This window comes from Anoxybacteroides tepidamans, from assembly GCF_014201465.1.
In the GTDB taxonomy this organism is placed as follows: Bacteria; Bacillota; Bacilli; order Bacillales; family Anoxybacillaceae; genus Anoxybacteroides; species Anoxybacteroides tepidamans.
The window spans coordinates 14,969-30,754 of sequence record NZ_JACHEP010000025.1; the positions used below are offsets into that span (position 1 = coordinate 14,969).

Here is a 15,786-nt window from a genome sequence, read left to right on the forward strand (position 1 = left end):
TAGCGGTGGACGCAATTCAAAACGAAGTTGTCTCATTTCAACATGTTAGTAAGATTTACAATACTGGCACTGTCGCTTTAAGCCAATTTCATTTTTCGATAAAAGAAGGGGAATTTATAAGTTTCCTCGGTCCATCAGGCTGCGGGAAATCAACGGCATTAAGAATGGTAGCAGGATTAGGCGAAGCTACTGAGGGCAAGGTAAAAGTGTTTGGGCAAAACCCTAAAGAAATTATAAAAAATACAAATGATATTGCGTTTGTTTTCCAAGATGCTAATTTACTTCCATGGAGAACAGTGCTCGAAAACGTATTATTACCGTTAGAATTAAGGGGGGCTGATAAAAAAAGACGTAAAGAGGATGCGATCAAAGTATTAGAGATGGTGGGGTTAAAAGATCATTTAAAATCTTATCCTAGGCAGTTATCCGGCGGAATGAAAATGAGAGTGTCTATTGCTCGGGCGTTAGCTGCAAAACCTAAAATGCTTTTAATGGATGAACCGTTTGCTGCATTAGATGAGATTACAAGACAGACTTTGCAGACGGAACTGCTCGAAATATGGAAAAGGGAGAATATGACGATTTTGTTCGTGACCCATAATGTATATGAAGCTGTATATCTTTCTACTAGAATTGCAGTGTTGTCAGCGCGGCCTGGCAGATTATCCTCTATTATCGATGTCGACCTTCCTTATCCAAGGGAGCGAACAGATGAAAGGTTTACAGAGTATGTCAATATTGCCGCGCGAAGTCTTGAGGATAGTACAACTCGAAGGGAGTTGGGATAAATGTCTGTACAAACAGCAACCACTCAAACGAAGGAAATTGTCACTCAACCCAATAATACTGGCAGACTTAAAGTACGGAACAAGTCAAAATGGAAGTTCATTGGTCCGATTGTTGCGCTTGTTGTTTTTCTTTCTTTATGGCAGTTTGTTCCGATTATGGTTGGTGTGAAGCCGTTTATACTTCCAAAACCGACAGATGTTATTCAAGCGGCGATTGAAGATTGGGATTTATTATGGCCAGCCATAAAAATAACGGTAGCTGAATCTGTGATTGGATTTTTAATAAGTGCCATCATTGGGATTGGCGTCGCGGTTTTATTAGCTAGTTCCAAAATTTTAGAAATAAGCATTTACCCATATGCGGTTATTTTACAAACGATACCAGTTGTGGCCGTTGCACCGATCGTTGTTATCTGGTTCGGTTCAGGCTTCAACTCGATTGTGATGATTTCATTTTTAATCGGATTTTTTCCCATCATTTCAAATACTTTAATGGGATTGAATTCAGTCGACAAAAACATGAGCGAATTATTTACTTTATATAATGCGTCAAAATGGCAAAGAATGTGGAAGCTTCGAATACCAGCTGCTATGCCTTACATGATGACCGGGTTAAAAATATCTAGCACACTATCTATCGTTGGTGCTATTACGGGTGAATATATAGCAGGGATTGGCGGAGGGAAAGGTGGTTTAGGTTATGGTATTACGGTCGCAGCTGTTCAATTAAAAACACCATATTTATTTGCTTGTGGAATTGCCGCTGCTATTTTTGGGATTGTCTTTTACCTTCTCATAAGTTTGTTTTCTCATTTCATGCTTAGATCATGGCACGAATCAGCGATGAAGGGAGACAAATAAAATCTATGCAATGCGCGTTTAAAAAGAGATTTATATAAATTTAACATAATATTGCTTATTACTGGCATGAGTGGAATTAAGTTTAAAATCAGAGCAATTAATAGCCAATGGCTTGCTGAATTAAAGGATAAAGTTGGGAGCAGCTTAATATTTTCAAAACTACAATTTTGATAGTAAAAAACAAAGTGCTATACGAGGGGGAAAATAAAATGAAGGCATTGCGCAAAGCAAATTTTTTATTAATTGGGATTATATTCATGTTTATCCTTGCCGCCTGCAGTGGGCAAGAGTCGAACAGTTCGGCAAGCGAGGGAAATAGCAATTCAAATGAAGAACAAAAAAACTTAAAAGATGTAAAAATTGTATTAAACTGGTTCCCTAAAGCGCAGCATGGCGGTTTGTATGCAGCACAAGAAAACGGATTATTTGAAAAAAAAGGTTTAAAAGTCACGATTGAACCGGGCGGGCCGCAAGTATCCTCTATTCAAATGGTTGCATCTGGAAGTGCTGACTTTGGACTTGCACATGCTGACCAAATGGTTATTGCTAGAAATCAAGGAATTGAGTTAGTCGCCGTAGCTGCTGCCATGCAAGGAAGCCCGCAAGCATTAATGTTCCATAAAGGGAAAGGAATCAATGATTTTGATGAATTAAATGGAAGAAAAGTGTATATTCAACCTGGTATTACGTATTGGGATTTTTTAAAATCAAAATACAATTTAAATAATGTACAAGAATTAGCTTATACTGGCCAACATTCGAATTTTATTAGCGATGTCAATTCCGTAAGCCAAGCCTTTGTTACATCAGAGCCGTTCTTCTTAAAAAAAGATGGAGTAGAGGTCGAAACGAAGTTAATATCTGATGCAGGGTATAATCCGTATAACATAGTCTTATATGTTACAAAAGACTATTTAGAAAAAAATGAAGAAACTGTAAAAGCTTTTGTAGAGGCTTTTGTTGAAGGATGGTATTTATATAAAGATTCTTACGAAGAGATCAATAAAGTGATTCAGAAAAACAACACTGATATGGAGTTAGAATCTTTGAAATTTGAAGCGGAAGCACAAAAAGATTTTGTATATGGAGGGGATGCAGCAGAGCATGGAGTCGGGTATATGACTGAAGAACGCTGGGCAACACTTATTAAACAGTTGTATGATCTAGGTTTATTAGAAAAGACGTTTGATGCAAAAGAAATTTTTACAACCAAATATTTGCCAAGACGTGAATCGAAGTAAAATCTGAAAACAAAAGCTGGGCAGCTTGATGGTTGCTCAGTTTTTTGTTTTATAAATAACTGTACTTGAGCAAATTCGCTAACTTAAATTTATAAACAGACAAGCCTAAGATAGGGTTGATACATGTTTTTTGACACAACACAATACTATCTTTTGTATTTTGTTTTGGTATATTGGGGTGTAAATCCCGTGATCTACGCATGTTACGTGTTGACTTTTAGATGGGCAACAGTGAATGTTTTTTCAGTTCTGTACACATTTAGGAATATAATCCGATTTTATTTATATTTTATTATGATTATAATTGTAACCATGGTCATAGCAGGGAATGGGAGGATGAACAGAATTGAAGAAATTAAAACTTGTAACAAAAATCAATCTAATTGTACTAGGTGTTGTTATTTTTTTATCAGGAGTATCATTATTTGTTGCAAACGTTCAGATTACCGAAGGCATGAAAAAGGTAATAGTGGAAAAAGTCAAATCTAATCTCGCATTAGCTTATCAATATATTGATGAGAAATATAAGGGCGATTGGATGTTAAAAGATGGAGATCTTTACAAGGGAAATGCAAAAATGAATCATAATTACGAAATTGTTGATGAAATAGGAAAATTAGTAAATGGTGCTGTTACTATTTTTCAAAATGACACTAGGGTAGCAACGACTATTATACAAAATGGTAAACGTGCTGTTGGTACTACTGTTTCAGAGGAAGTTTCAAACACTGTGTTAAAAGAAGGAAAAACTTATTTTGGTGAAGCGGAAATTTTAGGAGAAACATATCAAACTGCATACATGCCTATTAAGAATTCAAACGGAGAAAATATAGGAATTTTTTTTATAGGCGTATCTCAAAAATATGTTAATTCCGCTGTTTCTTCTCTTTTCAAAACGTTGATTATTTCAATACTGGCAGTACTCATCATTTCTGCCGTTGTTGTTTTATGGTTTACACGAAAAATTCGTATGAGACTAACATCTGTCTCTAATGCTCTTAAACAGGCAGGAGAAGGGGATTTTACTGTAGATATTAAAGATGATGTTCATGATGAAATTGGTCAAATTATAGATAGTTATAATAAAATGAGGGAAAATTTGGCCAATCTATTCAAACATGTAACCGTTGCAGCAGAGCAAGTAGCCGCTTCTTCCGAGGAACTAACAGCAAGTGCAGATCAAACTGCACTGGCAACTGAACAAGTTTCAACAGGTATTCAGCAAGTAGCAAACAGTGCAGAGAATCAAACAAGTCGAATTGAATCGAGCGCTACTTCCATGGAACAAATGGCACAAGGGGTTGCTAATATCGCAGATCGTTCCGCGGCAATTGCAGATTTATCAGTACAAATGATGGCACAGGCAGAAGATGGTGAGGAATCAGTCAAAAAAACAGTAGAACAAATGAGCTTCATTCAGCAATCTGTATCTAAATCAGAAGAAATGATTAATATGTTACATGAACGCTCAAAAGAGATTGGATCTATATTAAATATGATTAGTCAAATTGCTGATCAAACCAATCTTCTTGCGTTAAATGCTACGATTGAAGCTGCGAGAGCAGGGGAACACGGAAAAGGATTTGCTGTTGTTGCTGACGAAGTCAGAAAATTAGCAGAACAATCCCGAGAATCAGCGAAGCTGATTGCTGAACTGATCTTTAGCATACAAACAGATACGGAAAATACTGTTCAAATGATGAAGCAAGCTACACAAAATGTGAAGAGTGGAATCGACATCTCACAAGAAACAGCCCAGAAATTCAATATAATTTCGGAAAGTACAAAAATGCTTCAAACACAATTGGAAGACATCTCTGCAACAGTGCAACAAACTTCTGCAGGGATTCAAGAGTTGAGTTCAACTGTTAATGAATTATCGGCAGTTGCGAGAGAAAATGCGGCAACATCCGAGGAAATCGCTGCTTCTACCGAGGAACAACTTGCTTCAATGGAGGAAATCACATCAGTAGCAAAATCGTTGGCAAATATGGCTGAAGAGTTGCAGGAACTAGTTCGCAAATTTAAAGTTTAAGTTTTTATAGAAAAAGGGAAGCTTCAATGGCTTCCCCTTTTGTGGTGCGCCCGGCATGGGTGTAGTCTATAGGGTGAAAGTCCCGAACTGCCTTCATCATACCGGATCCTTTCCTCTCGTCGACGCAAAAGGTTTGTGGAATCGATTATTTTTGGAAGTAGAACCAAAAAGAAGATCTTCACCAAAAGTTGTGCTTGATTTTTAATAAAAGCGGACTTGATACTTGTTTATACATAATTGTAAATGAAAGTTAAATAAACGATAAGCGGTATCCCTCGCTTCACAACATCATCAGTTTGTCAAGTACATTTTGTGGTGATGAACCCAAAAAGAAACAAATTAGGTACTGAATCTATTCGCTAAAAAATGAGTCGATTGTTCATTCCACATCGCTTGGATCCGTTTCTCCAAACAACTCTCCTCCATTTTTTGAATCCACTCTTGTGCTTGAGAGAGTGGTTCATCGAGCAACCCAAGGATTTGTTTCCCTTTGGTTTGAAAAAACCAACGAAGCCACGGGAGGAGCCGACGCATATAAAAATATATAAATACAACTGGAAGGTTTAACTTGTGGCTGACGAAAAAGCAGACTCCCTATTTTTCGACTGTCGGAGGCAAGTCTGTGACTGGCCTTCGTCACGCCTTCGCGTGACAGAGGACCGAACAGTCGAAACATACCGATTACTCCATAAAAGACGAAAACGTTAAAATTTCAAATTGCGTCTATCCTGTTTGGATAATCATCTGGTTTTTGTATTAGCCGCGTTTAATAAATAAAGGAAGTTCCGTATGTCCCATTCCACGTACGTACACGAAAAGCTGTCCTTTATGATGGATTTCGTGGTCCATGGCGGATTGGAGAAATTGTGCTACAGAGAGTTGCGCTCCAAAGATTTGTGTTAAGTCAAGCATGCGATCGAAATCTTCGTCTGTAAGGGACTCTAACAAACTTTTTGTCTTTTCTGTATACGCTTCTGCAAGTTTCTGAAGATCCGTTTCTGTTTCCTCAATTTTTTCTCTGAATAATGCTGGATTGCCGCTCTTTGCGACTTTTGCAAATTTATAAAATGTAAAAAGCATGTGAGTGACTAGATCTTTTGCCGGCATGGATGTCGGCGTTGGTTTGTAGTCATAATATTCTTTTTCAATTTTGTTAATGAGTTCGACTGTAACATTGCGGTGAGCTAAAAAATATTGAACAAACTGGTTTGCTCGGTTCATAGGCAACCCCTCCTTGAGAGAAATCAATGTCACTTCCATGTTAAGACGAAAAATTGCGTTTTGCAAAAAATCGGCTTGAAATATATGCAAAGTGATTGAAACACACTCGAACATTATGTGTTATACCGCCCATCATCCATTTTTTGCGCCATCAGTCATTGGCTAGACATGTTATCTATAGCGCAAAAAGAAAAGAGGAAGCCGTTCTTAGAGCTTTTTGAACAGCTTCCCCAAGTAGCTAAAAAATTAGTTTTTATTTTTCTTCACGAAACTTGCGCAAGGAATCCCTCGTCTAAAGACTGGGAGGAATTGCGCTTTACGCAAGTTTCATTCCCTCCTTTCGATACGTGTACCCATCCAATCGTTGAATGATACGAATATATTTGTAGTTTGTGTCTAATACAAAAACCATCGGGTTCTCCCCTTTCCTCTGCACAAAGCAGGTGATGTTCTCCTCGACCATGTGATCGATGCTTGTCATGTGCAAGACACTAGCGCTACCCACCACGCTTGTTTAACCTTGCACGACAGAGGACGGGGCTTGGGAAGCACCCCGACGTGTCATGACATCGATAACGTAGACTATGTTTCAAGTCTTGGTCTGGTCAACATGGGGCGTTCAAGCCCACGACTTGAGTCGTTGGGTTATTGGCGGTGATTGTAGTCGTATTTCGAACGGTCTACCGGCTTGAATCCTTTCGGTGTGTAAAAGCGCAATAAGTCTTCGTATACGACTTTATCGGACATGCTTAGCTTTGTCCGGACGATTTGTTCGGCACGTTTAATGTCATCGTTTTTCTCGATCGGTTCGCCTGTTTGTGTATCATAATATTTTCCGTTAATCGCTGTAACGGTTGGCGTAACGAAATCACCGTTACGGAATGGAACGATTTGTTGATGCTGCGGCGATAATAAATCGGTGCCAAATTGGATGTAATTTTTCGTATCAATTCCTAATAAGTGGAGTACGGTTGGCAATACGTCGATTTCTCCACCATATTGATGCATAATTCCACCTTTGACACCAGGAACGCGAATGAATAACGGTACGCGCTGCAATTGAGCGTGTTCAAATGGCGTGATTTCTTTTCCGATAATTTGTGACATCGCTTCGTTATGATTGTCCGAAATGCCGTAATGGTCGCCGTATAAAACGATAATCGAGCGATCGTAAAGACCGGATTGCTTCAAGTAATCAAAAAACTCTTTCACTGCTTCGTCCAAATACCGCGCTGTTTGGAAGTAGCGGTCAACCGAACCATCGCCCGTTGTGGCAGGTGGAATGGTTGCCTCCTCTTCATTGATCAAGTAAGGGAAATGGTTCGATAACGTAATAAATTTTACATAAAATGGTTCTTTTAACGTTTGTAATAACGGAATCGATTCTCTAAAGAACGGTTTATCTTTTAAACCATAGTTTAACACATCTTGATCGTTCATATCATAATAACTGGCATCGAAGAAGTGGTCGAATCCAAACGATTTATAAATTTCATTGCGGTTCCAGAACGTTTTATAGTTGCCGTGAAAGACCGCAGACGTATAGCCGAGCTGTCCTAAAATGGCCGGTGCGGCTTGGTATGTGTTTTGCGCTTTCGTTGTAAAGACTGACCCTTGCGGCAATCCGAACAAGGAGTTTTCTAACATAAACTCGGCGTCCGACGTTTTCCCTTGTCCTGTTTGATGGAAAAAGTTATCGAAATACATCGTATTTTTTTCACGTGTCAGCGAATTTAAAAACGGTGTCACTTCTTGCCCGTTTAACTTATAGTTAATCAAAAAATTTTGGAACGACTCTAAATGAATATAGATGACGTTCATACCTTTTGCTTTGCCGAAGTAAGCCGGATTCGGCTTTGCATACGTTGCTTGTACGTGGTTTAAAACGGTTGTGACGTCGCTTTTATTCGCAAACGCGCGCTGCGTGGACGATTTCATGCTTTGAATCGCATCGTAAATGACATAGTTATACATGCCTAAATATTTCACGATATAGTTGCGGTCAAACGTTCTTGTTAATAATTGCGGACGGTCAATTTCCGCCAATGCCAAGTTTGTTACAAACATAAACACAGCTGTTGCAAACAACAGATTTTTTTGTAGGCGTCCTAGAAAAATAGGCTGTAATTTGGCACGTTGTTTGAAAATGAGTACGATCAAAACGACCGTGTCCAAAAAATAAATAAAGTCGTACCATTTTAATAATTCTAAAACACTTCCGCCAAGATTGCTGAAATTGTCCGTTTGCGTCAGCGTTGGGAAGGTGATGAAATCGCTAAAAAATCGGTAATAGACGATGTTCGCGTATAAAATAAACGATAAAATAAAATCAACAACAATGAGCCAAATATATGGACGTTTTCCTTTTGTTAATAGGGCTAAACCGAAGAAGAAAATCGCTGAACTCACTGGATTGATAAATAACAGCCATTGTTGCATCGAGTTGCTGATGCCTAAATTGAACTCGATTCGATAGGCTGCGTACGTTTTCATCCAAAATAAAAACACCGCTAATACAAAAAAGCGGAGATGTGAATCCGACAAGCGCTGGAACCATTGTATCGTTTTATTGAGCCCCTTCATCTTTCTGTTCACCTCTATTTTCTCTTATTCTCTCATTCTAGATTTTTAAATATATGGAGTATCTGCTATGTTTATGACCGTAGATTGCGGTAAAATGTTCGCCGAATATATTATACAACAAAATCCTCATGTCAAGTAGCATAATACATCACTTAGCATTCGTCAAATCCATCATATGGTCTTTTTGTAATTTTAACCAATGGGTATAAAAGAAGTGATATTCTCTAAAAATCATTGTACAAGATGAATGCATTTTTTGGTATATTTTTTACATGTATTATGATGGGGTATAAAAGGAATGTTGATGTGATGACGGGAGGTATGGAGAAGATGCAACAAATGAGAAAATATACGTTTGACCCTCCGAAAGTGTTAGTGCTCGGGTTTGCGCTGATTATTTTGCTTGGGGCCATGCTGTTAACGCTTCCGATTGCCACAAACGACGGGAAAGGTCTTCCTTGGATCGATGCGTTGTTTACAGCGACATCAGCGACTTGTGTGACAGGGCTTGTGGTGGTGGATACGGGCACGACGTTTACGTTGTTTGGGCAGCTAGTTATTTTGTTTTTAATTCAAATTGGCGGATTAGGGTTTATGACGTTTGCGACGTTTTTTGCGTTTCTTGTGGGCAAACGCATTTCATTGAAGGAGCGCTTGCTGCTTCAAGAGGCGTTAAATAATTTATCGATTGAAGGAATTGTTCGGCTCGTCAAACGGGTGTTAGTGTTTACGGTTGTCATTGAAATCATAGGCGGCCTTTTGTTAACGATTCGCTTTTCATTTGATATGCCGTTATTAAAGGCGTTTTATTTTGGCATGTTTCACGCTATTTCGAACTTTAATAATGCAGGTTTTGATTTAATGGGGGAATTTCGCAGTTTAACGGGATATGTCGATGATCCGTTTGTAACTCTTGTGGTTTGCGCGCTCATTATACTCGGCGGCATCGGGTTTATTGTAATGAATGAAATATATGAATATCGGCAAACGCGTCGGTTTTCGCTGCATACAAAAATTGTCTTTGTGACGAGCGGTTTATTAGTCGTATTTAGTACGTTGTTTATTTTTTTATTGGAGTTTAACAATTCGAAAACATTGCAGCCCCTCTCTCCGCTCGGAAAATTTTTAGCGTCGCTTTTTCAAGCGGTGACACCAAGAACGGCCGGATCGAATACGCTAAATATTTCAGATTTAACCCAACCAACGTTGTTTTTAATAATTTTCTTGATGTTTGTCGGCGCCTCTCCTGGCTCAACGGGAGGCGGAATTAAAACGACGACATTTGCGACATTGCTCGGTGCCGTTTGGTCGCAAATTAAAGGAAAAGAAGACGTCATTTTCTTTAAAAAACGAATTGTATATGATACCATTTACAAATCGTTAACGGTGACGTTAAGCGGCTTGTTTATTGTGATGGTGGTGACGATGCTACTAACAATTACCGAGCGTGGACACGACTTTTTAATGATTTTATTTGAAGCGACATCGGCGTTTGGGACGGTCGGCTTATCGATGGGATTGACGCCGGAATTGTCGCCGTTTGGGAAAGCGCTCATTATTTTTACGATGTTTGCCGGACGGGTCGGTCCGCTGACGATTGCCTATGCGGTAACATTGCACCGCAAACCGGATCCATTCCGTTATCCGAAAGGGAAAATTATGATTGGATAAGCATAAAGCAAAAAAGAAAAGCAAGTGTAAGAAAGAAACGAAAATCGAGATAAAAAATCGATTAAATCAGCCGTTTCCTTCCTAATCTCTTTTTTTCGCTTCTTTACAATAGAAGTGGAAGAGAGTAACATATCAGCTATGATTGATCACGTATAAGATAAATCGCTGAATCCGTGATGGAGCGGGGGAACCGACGTTGTAACATTTGTTACTTGGGGTGAATCCTGATAAAGGATGGGCTACTCTCACGGCCCTAACCCGACAGCTAACCTCGTAAGCGTGATGGGAGGGATGTAGTATAGCCGTTAGGGACATCCTTAGCGGCTTTTTGTTTTTTTCTCTTTACAATGCGCAAAATAAAGCTAACTATAGGGAACGAAAAAGGAGAAGGAGAAATGGCTTCGATTAAACGATTGTTAATTGGATCGCCGATGGAAACAAAACGGCTGAAACACGAGAAATTGCCAAAATGGAAAGCGTTAGCTGTGTTTTCATCAGACGCACTTTCATCTGTGGCGTATGCGACGGAAGAAATTTTGTTAGTGCTCATGTTGATAGGAACGGGTGTCTTTTTTTTCTCATTGCCGATTGCGTTGGCAATTTTAGCACTGTTGGTCGTTGTGACATTGTCTTACCGACAAATTATTTACGCCTTTCCGTCTGGCGGCGGCGCTTACGTCGTCGCGAGAGATCATTTAAGCACGACGACGAGTTTAGTTGCTGGTGCGGCATTGATGATTGATTACGTGTTGACGGTGGCGGTGAGTATTAGCTCCGGTGTCGCGGCAGTAACTTCCGCGTTTCCGAGCTTGCTTCCGTGGAAAGTGCATATTGCTATCGCACTCGTGTTGTTGTTAATGATTTTAAATTTACGCGGCATTACCGAATCGGCAACGGTGTTCGCCTATCCAACGTATTTGTTTATTATTTCGGTGCTAGTGTTAATTGCCGTTGGCGGCTGGCAATTATGGCATGAAGGATGGAACGGCTTCAATTATCGCGAGCATGCGTCTGCGGAGCATTTCTTTTCATCAGGATACGGAGTCTTTATTTTATTAAGGGCGTTTGCTTCCGGATGTTCGGCAATGACAGGAGTAGAGGCGATTAGCAACGGCGTTCCTTCGTTTAAGCCGGACAGCTCGAAAAACGCGGCGATTACGATGGGATGGATGTCGTTTTTATTAGGAACGATGTTTTTAGGCATTACGATTTTAGCGGCTGGATTTGGTGTAACACCGTTGGAGCATAAGACGGTTATTTCGCAAATCGGGCAGCACGTGTTTGGAAATAGCATCTTTTTCTATTTGTTTCAAATGGTGACGATGCTCATTTTAGTGTTGGCCGCGAATACAAGTTTTGCCGGATTCCCGCAGCTCACATCGATTATTGCAAACGACCGATTTTTGCCGAGAAGCTTAGCTGCACGCGGTGACCGTCTCGTCTTTTCAAACGGGATTATCCTTCTTAGCGTATTAGCGATCATTTTAATTGTGGTGTTCCATGGGGAAACGCACTCCCTTATTCCGTTATATGCCGTTGGCGTCTTTTTATCTTTTACCATTGGGCAGTTCGGAATGGTGAAGAAGATATGGAAAGAGAAGGACGGACGCAATGCAGCTACGCTCGCCACTATTATGACAGGGATGGTTGTGACAGGATTAGTCACGATTATTACGGTTGTCGCGAAATTTACGCAAGGAGCATGGCTTGTGATCATTTCCATTCCGCTTCTTGTCGTGATGTTTTATAAAATTCGCGCCCATTACGAAAAACTGGGGGAACAGTTAAAGCTCGATGAACAAGAATGGAAACGGCGTGAACAAATCGTCAAGCCAAAAGTGATCATCCCGATTTCGGGAGTAAGCAAAGTCGTGGCTCAGTCGGTTCAATACGCAAGAAGCATTTCTGACAACATTACAGCGATTTCGATTATTTTTCATGAGGATGAAGAACAAAGGTTGCGGGCGAAATGGGAGAAATTTTATCCGGATATTGAGCTAAAAATTATTTATTCCCCATATCGGACGATCCTTTCGCCGATGTTGGATTATATTAACGAGGTAGAAAAAGAAACAAAAGGAGCGCCGGTTACGATTTTAATGCCGCAGTTTATTGTGAAAAAATGGTGGCACACATTATTGCATAACCAGACGGCGATTGTTTTAAGGTTCTTTTTAATTCTAAAAAAAGATATTGTAATCGCTACGCTGCCATATCATTTAAAAGAATAGTGGGGAAATGTCGAAACAGGGAAAAATATTTCCTTGGAAATCGAAGCTCGTCGAAAAACGGTGAAGAGTGTACACGAGTTTCCTCTGCGTACGATGGTGCATATAGTAACGCAGGGGGAACGAAACGATGCTGAAATATGTATCCATGATAATGTTAGCGTTAGCGGTAAGTCTTGACAGTTTGAGCGTCGGCGTGACGTACGGGATGCGGAAAATGAAATTTCCGCTTCCATCGATGATGGTTATTGCGCTGTTTTCTGGTTTGATGTTGTTAGTGTCTATGTATGTCGGTTCATTTCTCGTATTGTTGTTGCCTGTTCGTGCGGAAAAATCGATTGCGGCATGCATTTTAATTGCGCTGGGCGTATGGGCTATTTACAATGTATTGAGGAAACGGGAAGATGAACTGGAAGATGTTGCGCCCCGCCCAACAGCACAAATGCGAATATGGCGCGTTCATCTGAAACGGTTTGGGGTCGTGATCCAAATATTAAAAAGACCATCGTTGGCTGATCTGGACGGATCAGGCAGCATCAGCATGAGCGAGGCGATGCTGATTGGATTTGCCTTATCGATGGATGCGTTCGGGGCGGGCTTAAGCGCTTCGTTTCTAGGATATTCGCCGCTTATGCTTGCTTTGCTCGTATCGTTGCTAAATCTTTTGTTCATTCGTTTTGGACTAAAAGCAGGGTATAAATTTGCGAAAATTAAAGCGATGAAAAAAGCGGCGATGATTCCGGGAGCGATTTTAATTTGTTTAGGGATTTCGAAAATGTTTTTTTAGCAAAAAATCCTAAAGGTTTGTGCGGTAGCCTTTAGGATTTTTTGAATCCTTTTGCCTGTTCGTTCGTAACAATAAGCTAGAAGCAATAAGGAGGGAGCAAACATGTTTAAAAAACTATTATCCAAATTAGGAATCGGTTCGGCGAAAATCAATCTTGTATTACACCATCCGCATGTGCGAGTCGGTGAAAAGATCGAAGGCGAATTTTTCGTTGAAGGCGGGATGACAGAGCAACATATTCGTAAATTGGATGTGGAGCTTCGCCTTATCGTTCATGCGAATGGCCAGCAGCACCGTCAGACTGTTGCGGTCATTCCGGTTGCGTCATCGTTTATGCTTCATCCGGGAGAGCGAAAAGTATTGCCGTTCGTTTATACGTTGCCACTCCATTTGCCAGTCACGCGTTATGGGGTAGAGTATGTATTCGTTACGCGGCTTGATATTGCCGACGGAGTCGATGCAGTGGATGAAGATAGCATTCGCATCTTGCTGCCGGTGCCGTTAGAAAAAATATTTTACGCATTAGACAAGCTCGGTTTTCGTGAAAAGCCAACTTCTGGGAAAATCACGGCGCATGGACAAGAGTTTGCATTTTTCCCGACAGAGTCGTTTCGAGGTGTGATTGAAGAAATTGAATGTTTCGCTTTTTTTGAGGAACACGGTATTCGCTTGCAGCTTGAAGTCGATGTATTGAATGGAATATTGGGGTTCGGTGAGAGAGAATTAAAACGGGATGTGTTCTTTAGTTATGATGAAGTGAACGACGTCGAAGGATTGGCGCAAAAATGGCATATGTTATTGCAAGAGATGGTACACCAGCCGCAAATGTATGCCCATTCGTCCTATATCTCACACCAGCCGTATGTCCCGCACGATCCGGGATATTATCATGCCTATCCTTCCCGCCATCACCGACATGGAATGATGGGAGCGATCGGCGGATTTGCCGCCGGAATGCTTGCTGGCATGGTGGCGGAAGAACTAATCGAGGATGTAGTAGAAGATGCGTTTGATGTCGGCGATCAAGTGGAGGATATGGTAGGCGACTGGTTCGACGGCGATGATGATATCGATATTTTATAGAAAAATTTTTCTGATTGAAGTGATAAGACGAAACGTGGCATCTTAAGATACAGATGCCATGTTTCGTTTTTATTTATTTTTTGCCTCCTCAATAAGCGTAAGCAGCTTGTTTAATGCGGCAGTTGCTTCCGATTGCTGCATGCGGCGAATGTATTCGTCTTTGTCGCGATATAGTGTATAAATGGCATCAAGCAGCGAGTCGTCCGTCAACTCTTCTTCCATCAACACTTTTGCATACCCCGCTTTTTCAAACGAACGGGCGTTTAAAATTTGGTCGCCGCGGCTCGCCCCTTTCGACAGCGGGATGAGCAGCATCGGTTTTTTTAATGTTAAAAATTCAAATATTGAGTTCGAACCGGCCCGCGATAGGACGATATCGGCCATCGCCATAAGATGCGGAAGCTCTTCGTGGACGTATTCGAATTGCTTATATCCTTTTTGCTCTGCCAGTTGCGCATCGACATTTCCTTTTCCGCAAATATGGACGATTTGAAAATCGGAAAGAAGTGTCTGCAAATTCGCCCGTAACGTGTCGTTAATGCGTTTCGAGCCGAGGCTTCCCCCCATCACAAGAAGAACAGGCTTATCGTTTGTAAATTGACAATACGCCCGTCCTTTGTCGGCGTTCCCTTGCCTTAGTTCGTCACGAACGGCTGCGCCGACGTAAACGCCTTTTTGTTCGTTGACGTGTTGAAGTGTTTCTGGGAATGTCACGCAAATTTTCGTCGCAAACGGCATCGCGATTTTGTTGGCCAGTCCTGGCGTCATATCCGATTCGTGAATGATCGCGGGCACGCCGTTTAACCACGCGCCGATAATGACGGGAACCGAAACGAATCCCCCTTTAGAAAACACGACGCTCGGCTTTTCTTTTTTGATCAGCCGGTAAGCTTCAAGCGTTCCTTTTATGACTTTGAACGGGTCTTTAAAATTGTTCCAATCAAAATAGCGGCGCAATTTCCCCGTCGAAATCGGGAAATATGGCACATTTTTTAGCTGCGCGATCAGTTCTCGCTCAATGCCGTGATGCGAACCGATATAGCAAACATCCCAACCTCGTTCTTTCAGCTTCGGAATTAGCGCTAAGTTAACCGTTACATGTCCGGCTGACCCGCCGCCGGTAAGCATAATTTTTTTATTCAATCTTATCACCTATCTTTTCATCATTTATGATGGAAATATACTTCTATTCTTTAAATCTTTTCTTTCCTCGTTCCGTATGTATTATAGCAAGGAATAACCTAGAAGTGTGCGAAAATCATAATCGAGTGGATAATAAAGAGGTGCA

The 15,786-nt window shown here is 40.7% G+C and carries 11 protein-coding genes and 1 riboswitch; of the genes, 8 read left to right on the forward strand and 3 right to left on the reverse strand.

What is annotated here, in order from left to right:
• The first annotated feature begins 5 nt into the window (after positions 1-5).
• The 4 genes from HNQ34_RS14975 to HNQ34_RS14990 all read left to right on the forward strand — a co-directional run bounded on the left by HNQ34_RS14975 (position 6) and on the right by HNQ34_RS14990 (position 4,925).
• Positions 6-788, forward strand: coding sequence for an ABC transporter ATP-binding protein (locus HNQ34_RS14975; RefSeq protein WP_015375175.1), 783 nt, complete (start codon positions 6-8; stop codon positions 786-788).
• Positions 789-1,649 (forward strand): ABC transporter permease, encoded by an 861-nt coding sequence (locus HNQ34_RS14980; RefSeq protein WP_183255977.1) that lies wholly within the window; start codon positions 789-791, stop codon positions 1,647-1,649. It begins immediately after the preceding gene.
• Between the two features lie 209 nt (positions 1,650-1,858).
• Entirely contained in the window at positions 1,859-2,890 is a 1,032-nt protein-coding gene (locus HNQ34_RS14985) for an ABC transporter substrate-binding protein (RefSeq protein WP_183255978.1), read from the forward strand.
• A 346-nt stretch (positions 2,891-3,236) separates the two neighbouring features.
• Positions 3,237-4,925 carry a methyl-accepting chemotaxis protein gene (locus tag HNQ34_RS14990; RefSeq protein ID WP_183255980.1) on the forward strand — a complete coding sequence of 563 codons (1,689 nt, stop codon included), beginning with the start codon at positions 3,237-3,239 and terminating at the stop codon, positions 4,923-4,925.
• 756 nt (positions 4,926-5,681) lie between these two features.
• On the opposite strand, the gene HNQ34_RS14995 is transcribed toward HNQ34_RS14990, so the two are convergent.
• Positions 5,682-6,146 carry a DinB family protein gene (locus HNQ34_RS14995; RefSeq protein ID WP_183255982.1) on the reverse strand — a complete coding sequence of 155 codons (465 nt, stop codon included), beginning with the start codon at positions 6,144-6,146 and terminating at the stop codon, positions 5,682-5,684.
• 645 nt (positions 6,147-6,791) lie between these two features.
• Positions 6,792-8,729: an LTA synthase family protein gene (locus HNQ34_RS15000; RefSeq protein ID WP_183255984.1), complete on the reverse strand. Its 1,938-nt coding sequence runs from the start codon at positions 8,727-8,729 to the stop codon at positions 6,792-6,794.
• Between the two features lie 330 nt (positions 8,730-9,059).
• Here HNQ34_RS15000 and HNQ34_RS15005 point away from each other — a divergent pair, with 330 nt between their 5' ends.
• From HNQ34_RS15005 to HNQ34_RS15020, 4 genes are all read left to right on the forward strand, one after another.
• Complete coding sequence (locus HNQ34_RS15005) at positions 9,060-10,400, forward strand: TrkH family potassium uptake protein (RefSeq protein ID WP_183255986.1); 1,341 nt, start codon at positions 9,060-9,062, stop codon at positions 10,398-10,400.
• A 153-nt stretch (positions 10,401-10,553) separates the two neighbouring features.
• Positions 10,554-10,695: riboswitch (cyclic di-AMP (ydaO/yuaA leader) on the forward strand.
• 100 nt (positions 10,696-10,795) lie between these two features.
• A complete protein-coding gene (locus HNQ34_RS15010) occupies positions 10,796-12,631 on the forward strand; it encodes an APC family permease (RefSeq protein WP_183255988.1) in 1,836 nt (611 codons plus the stop codon).
• Between the two features lie 127 nt (positions 12,632-12,758).
• Complete coding sequence (ytaF, locus tag HNQ34_RS15015) at positions 12,759-13,415, forward strand: sporulation membrane protein YtaF (protein ID WP_183255989.1); 657 nt, start codon at positions 12,759-12,761, stop codon at positions 13,413-13,415.
• 102 nt (positions 13,416-13,517) lie between these two features.
• Positions 13,518-14,498 (forward strand): sporulation protein, encoded by a 981-nt coding sequence (locus HNQ34_RS15020; protein WP_183255991.1) that lies wholly within the window; start codon positions 13,518-13,520, stop codon positions 14,496-14,498.
• Between the two features lie 69 nt (positions 14,499-14,567).
• Here the strand turns inward: HNQ34_RS15020 and HNQ34_RS15025 are convergent, their stop codons facing one another.
• Positions 14,568-15,641, reverse strand: a complete 1,074-nt coding sequence (locus HNQ34_RS15025; protein WP_183255993.1) for an undecaprenyldiphospho-muramoylpentapeptide beta-N-acetylglucosaminyltransferase — start codon at positions 15,639-15,641, stop codon at positions 14,568-14,570.
• Positions 15,642-15,786: the final 145 nt, after the last annotated feature.

Excerpts from the sequence above, each read along its gene's own strand:
- HNQ34_RS14980 (WP_183255977.1), top strand. The coding sequence starts at position 789 with ATGTCTGTACAAACAGCAACCACTCAAACGAAGGAAATTGTCACTCAA.
- HNQ34_RS14985 (WP_183255978.1), top strand. The coding sequence starts at position 1,859 with ATGAAGGCATTGCGCAAAGCAAATTTTTTATTAATTGGGATTATATTC.
- HNQ34_RS14995 (WP_183255982.1), bottom strand. The coding sequence starts at position 6,146 with ATGAACCGAGCAAACCAGTTTGTTCAATATTTTTTAGCTCACCGCAAT.
- HNQ34_RS15000 (WP_183255984.1), bottom strand. The coding sequence starts at position 8,729 with ATGAAGGGGCTCAATAAAACGATACAATGGTTCCAGCGCTTGTCGGAT.
- HNQ34_RS15005 (WP_183255986.1), top strand. The coding sequence starts at position 9,060 with ATGCAACAAATGAGAAAATATACGTTTGACCCTCCGAAAGTGTTAGTG.
- HNQ34_RS15010 (WP_183255988.1), top strand. The coding sequence starts at position 10,796 with ATGGCTTCGATTAAACGATTGTTAATTGGATCGCCGATGGAAACAAAA.
- ytaF (WP_183255989.1), top strand. The coding sequence starts at position 12,759 with ATGCTGAAATATGTATCCATGATAATGTTAGCGTTAGCGGTAAGTCTT.
- HNQ34_RS15020 (WP_183255991.1), top strand. The coding sequence starts at position 13,518 with ATGTTTAAAAAACTATTATCCAAATTAGGAATCGGTTCGGCGAAAATC.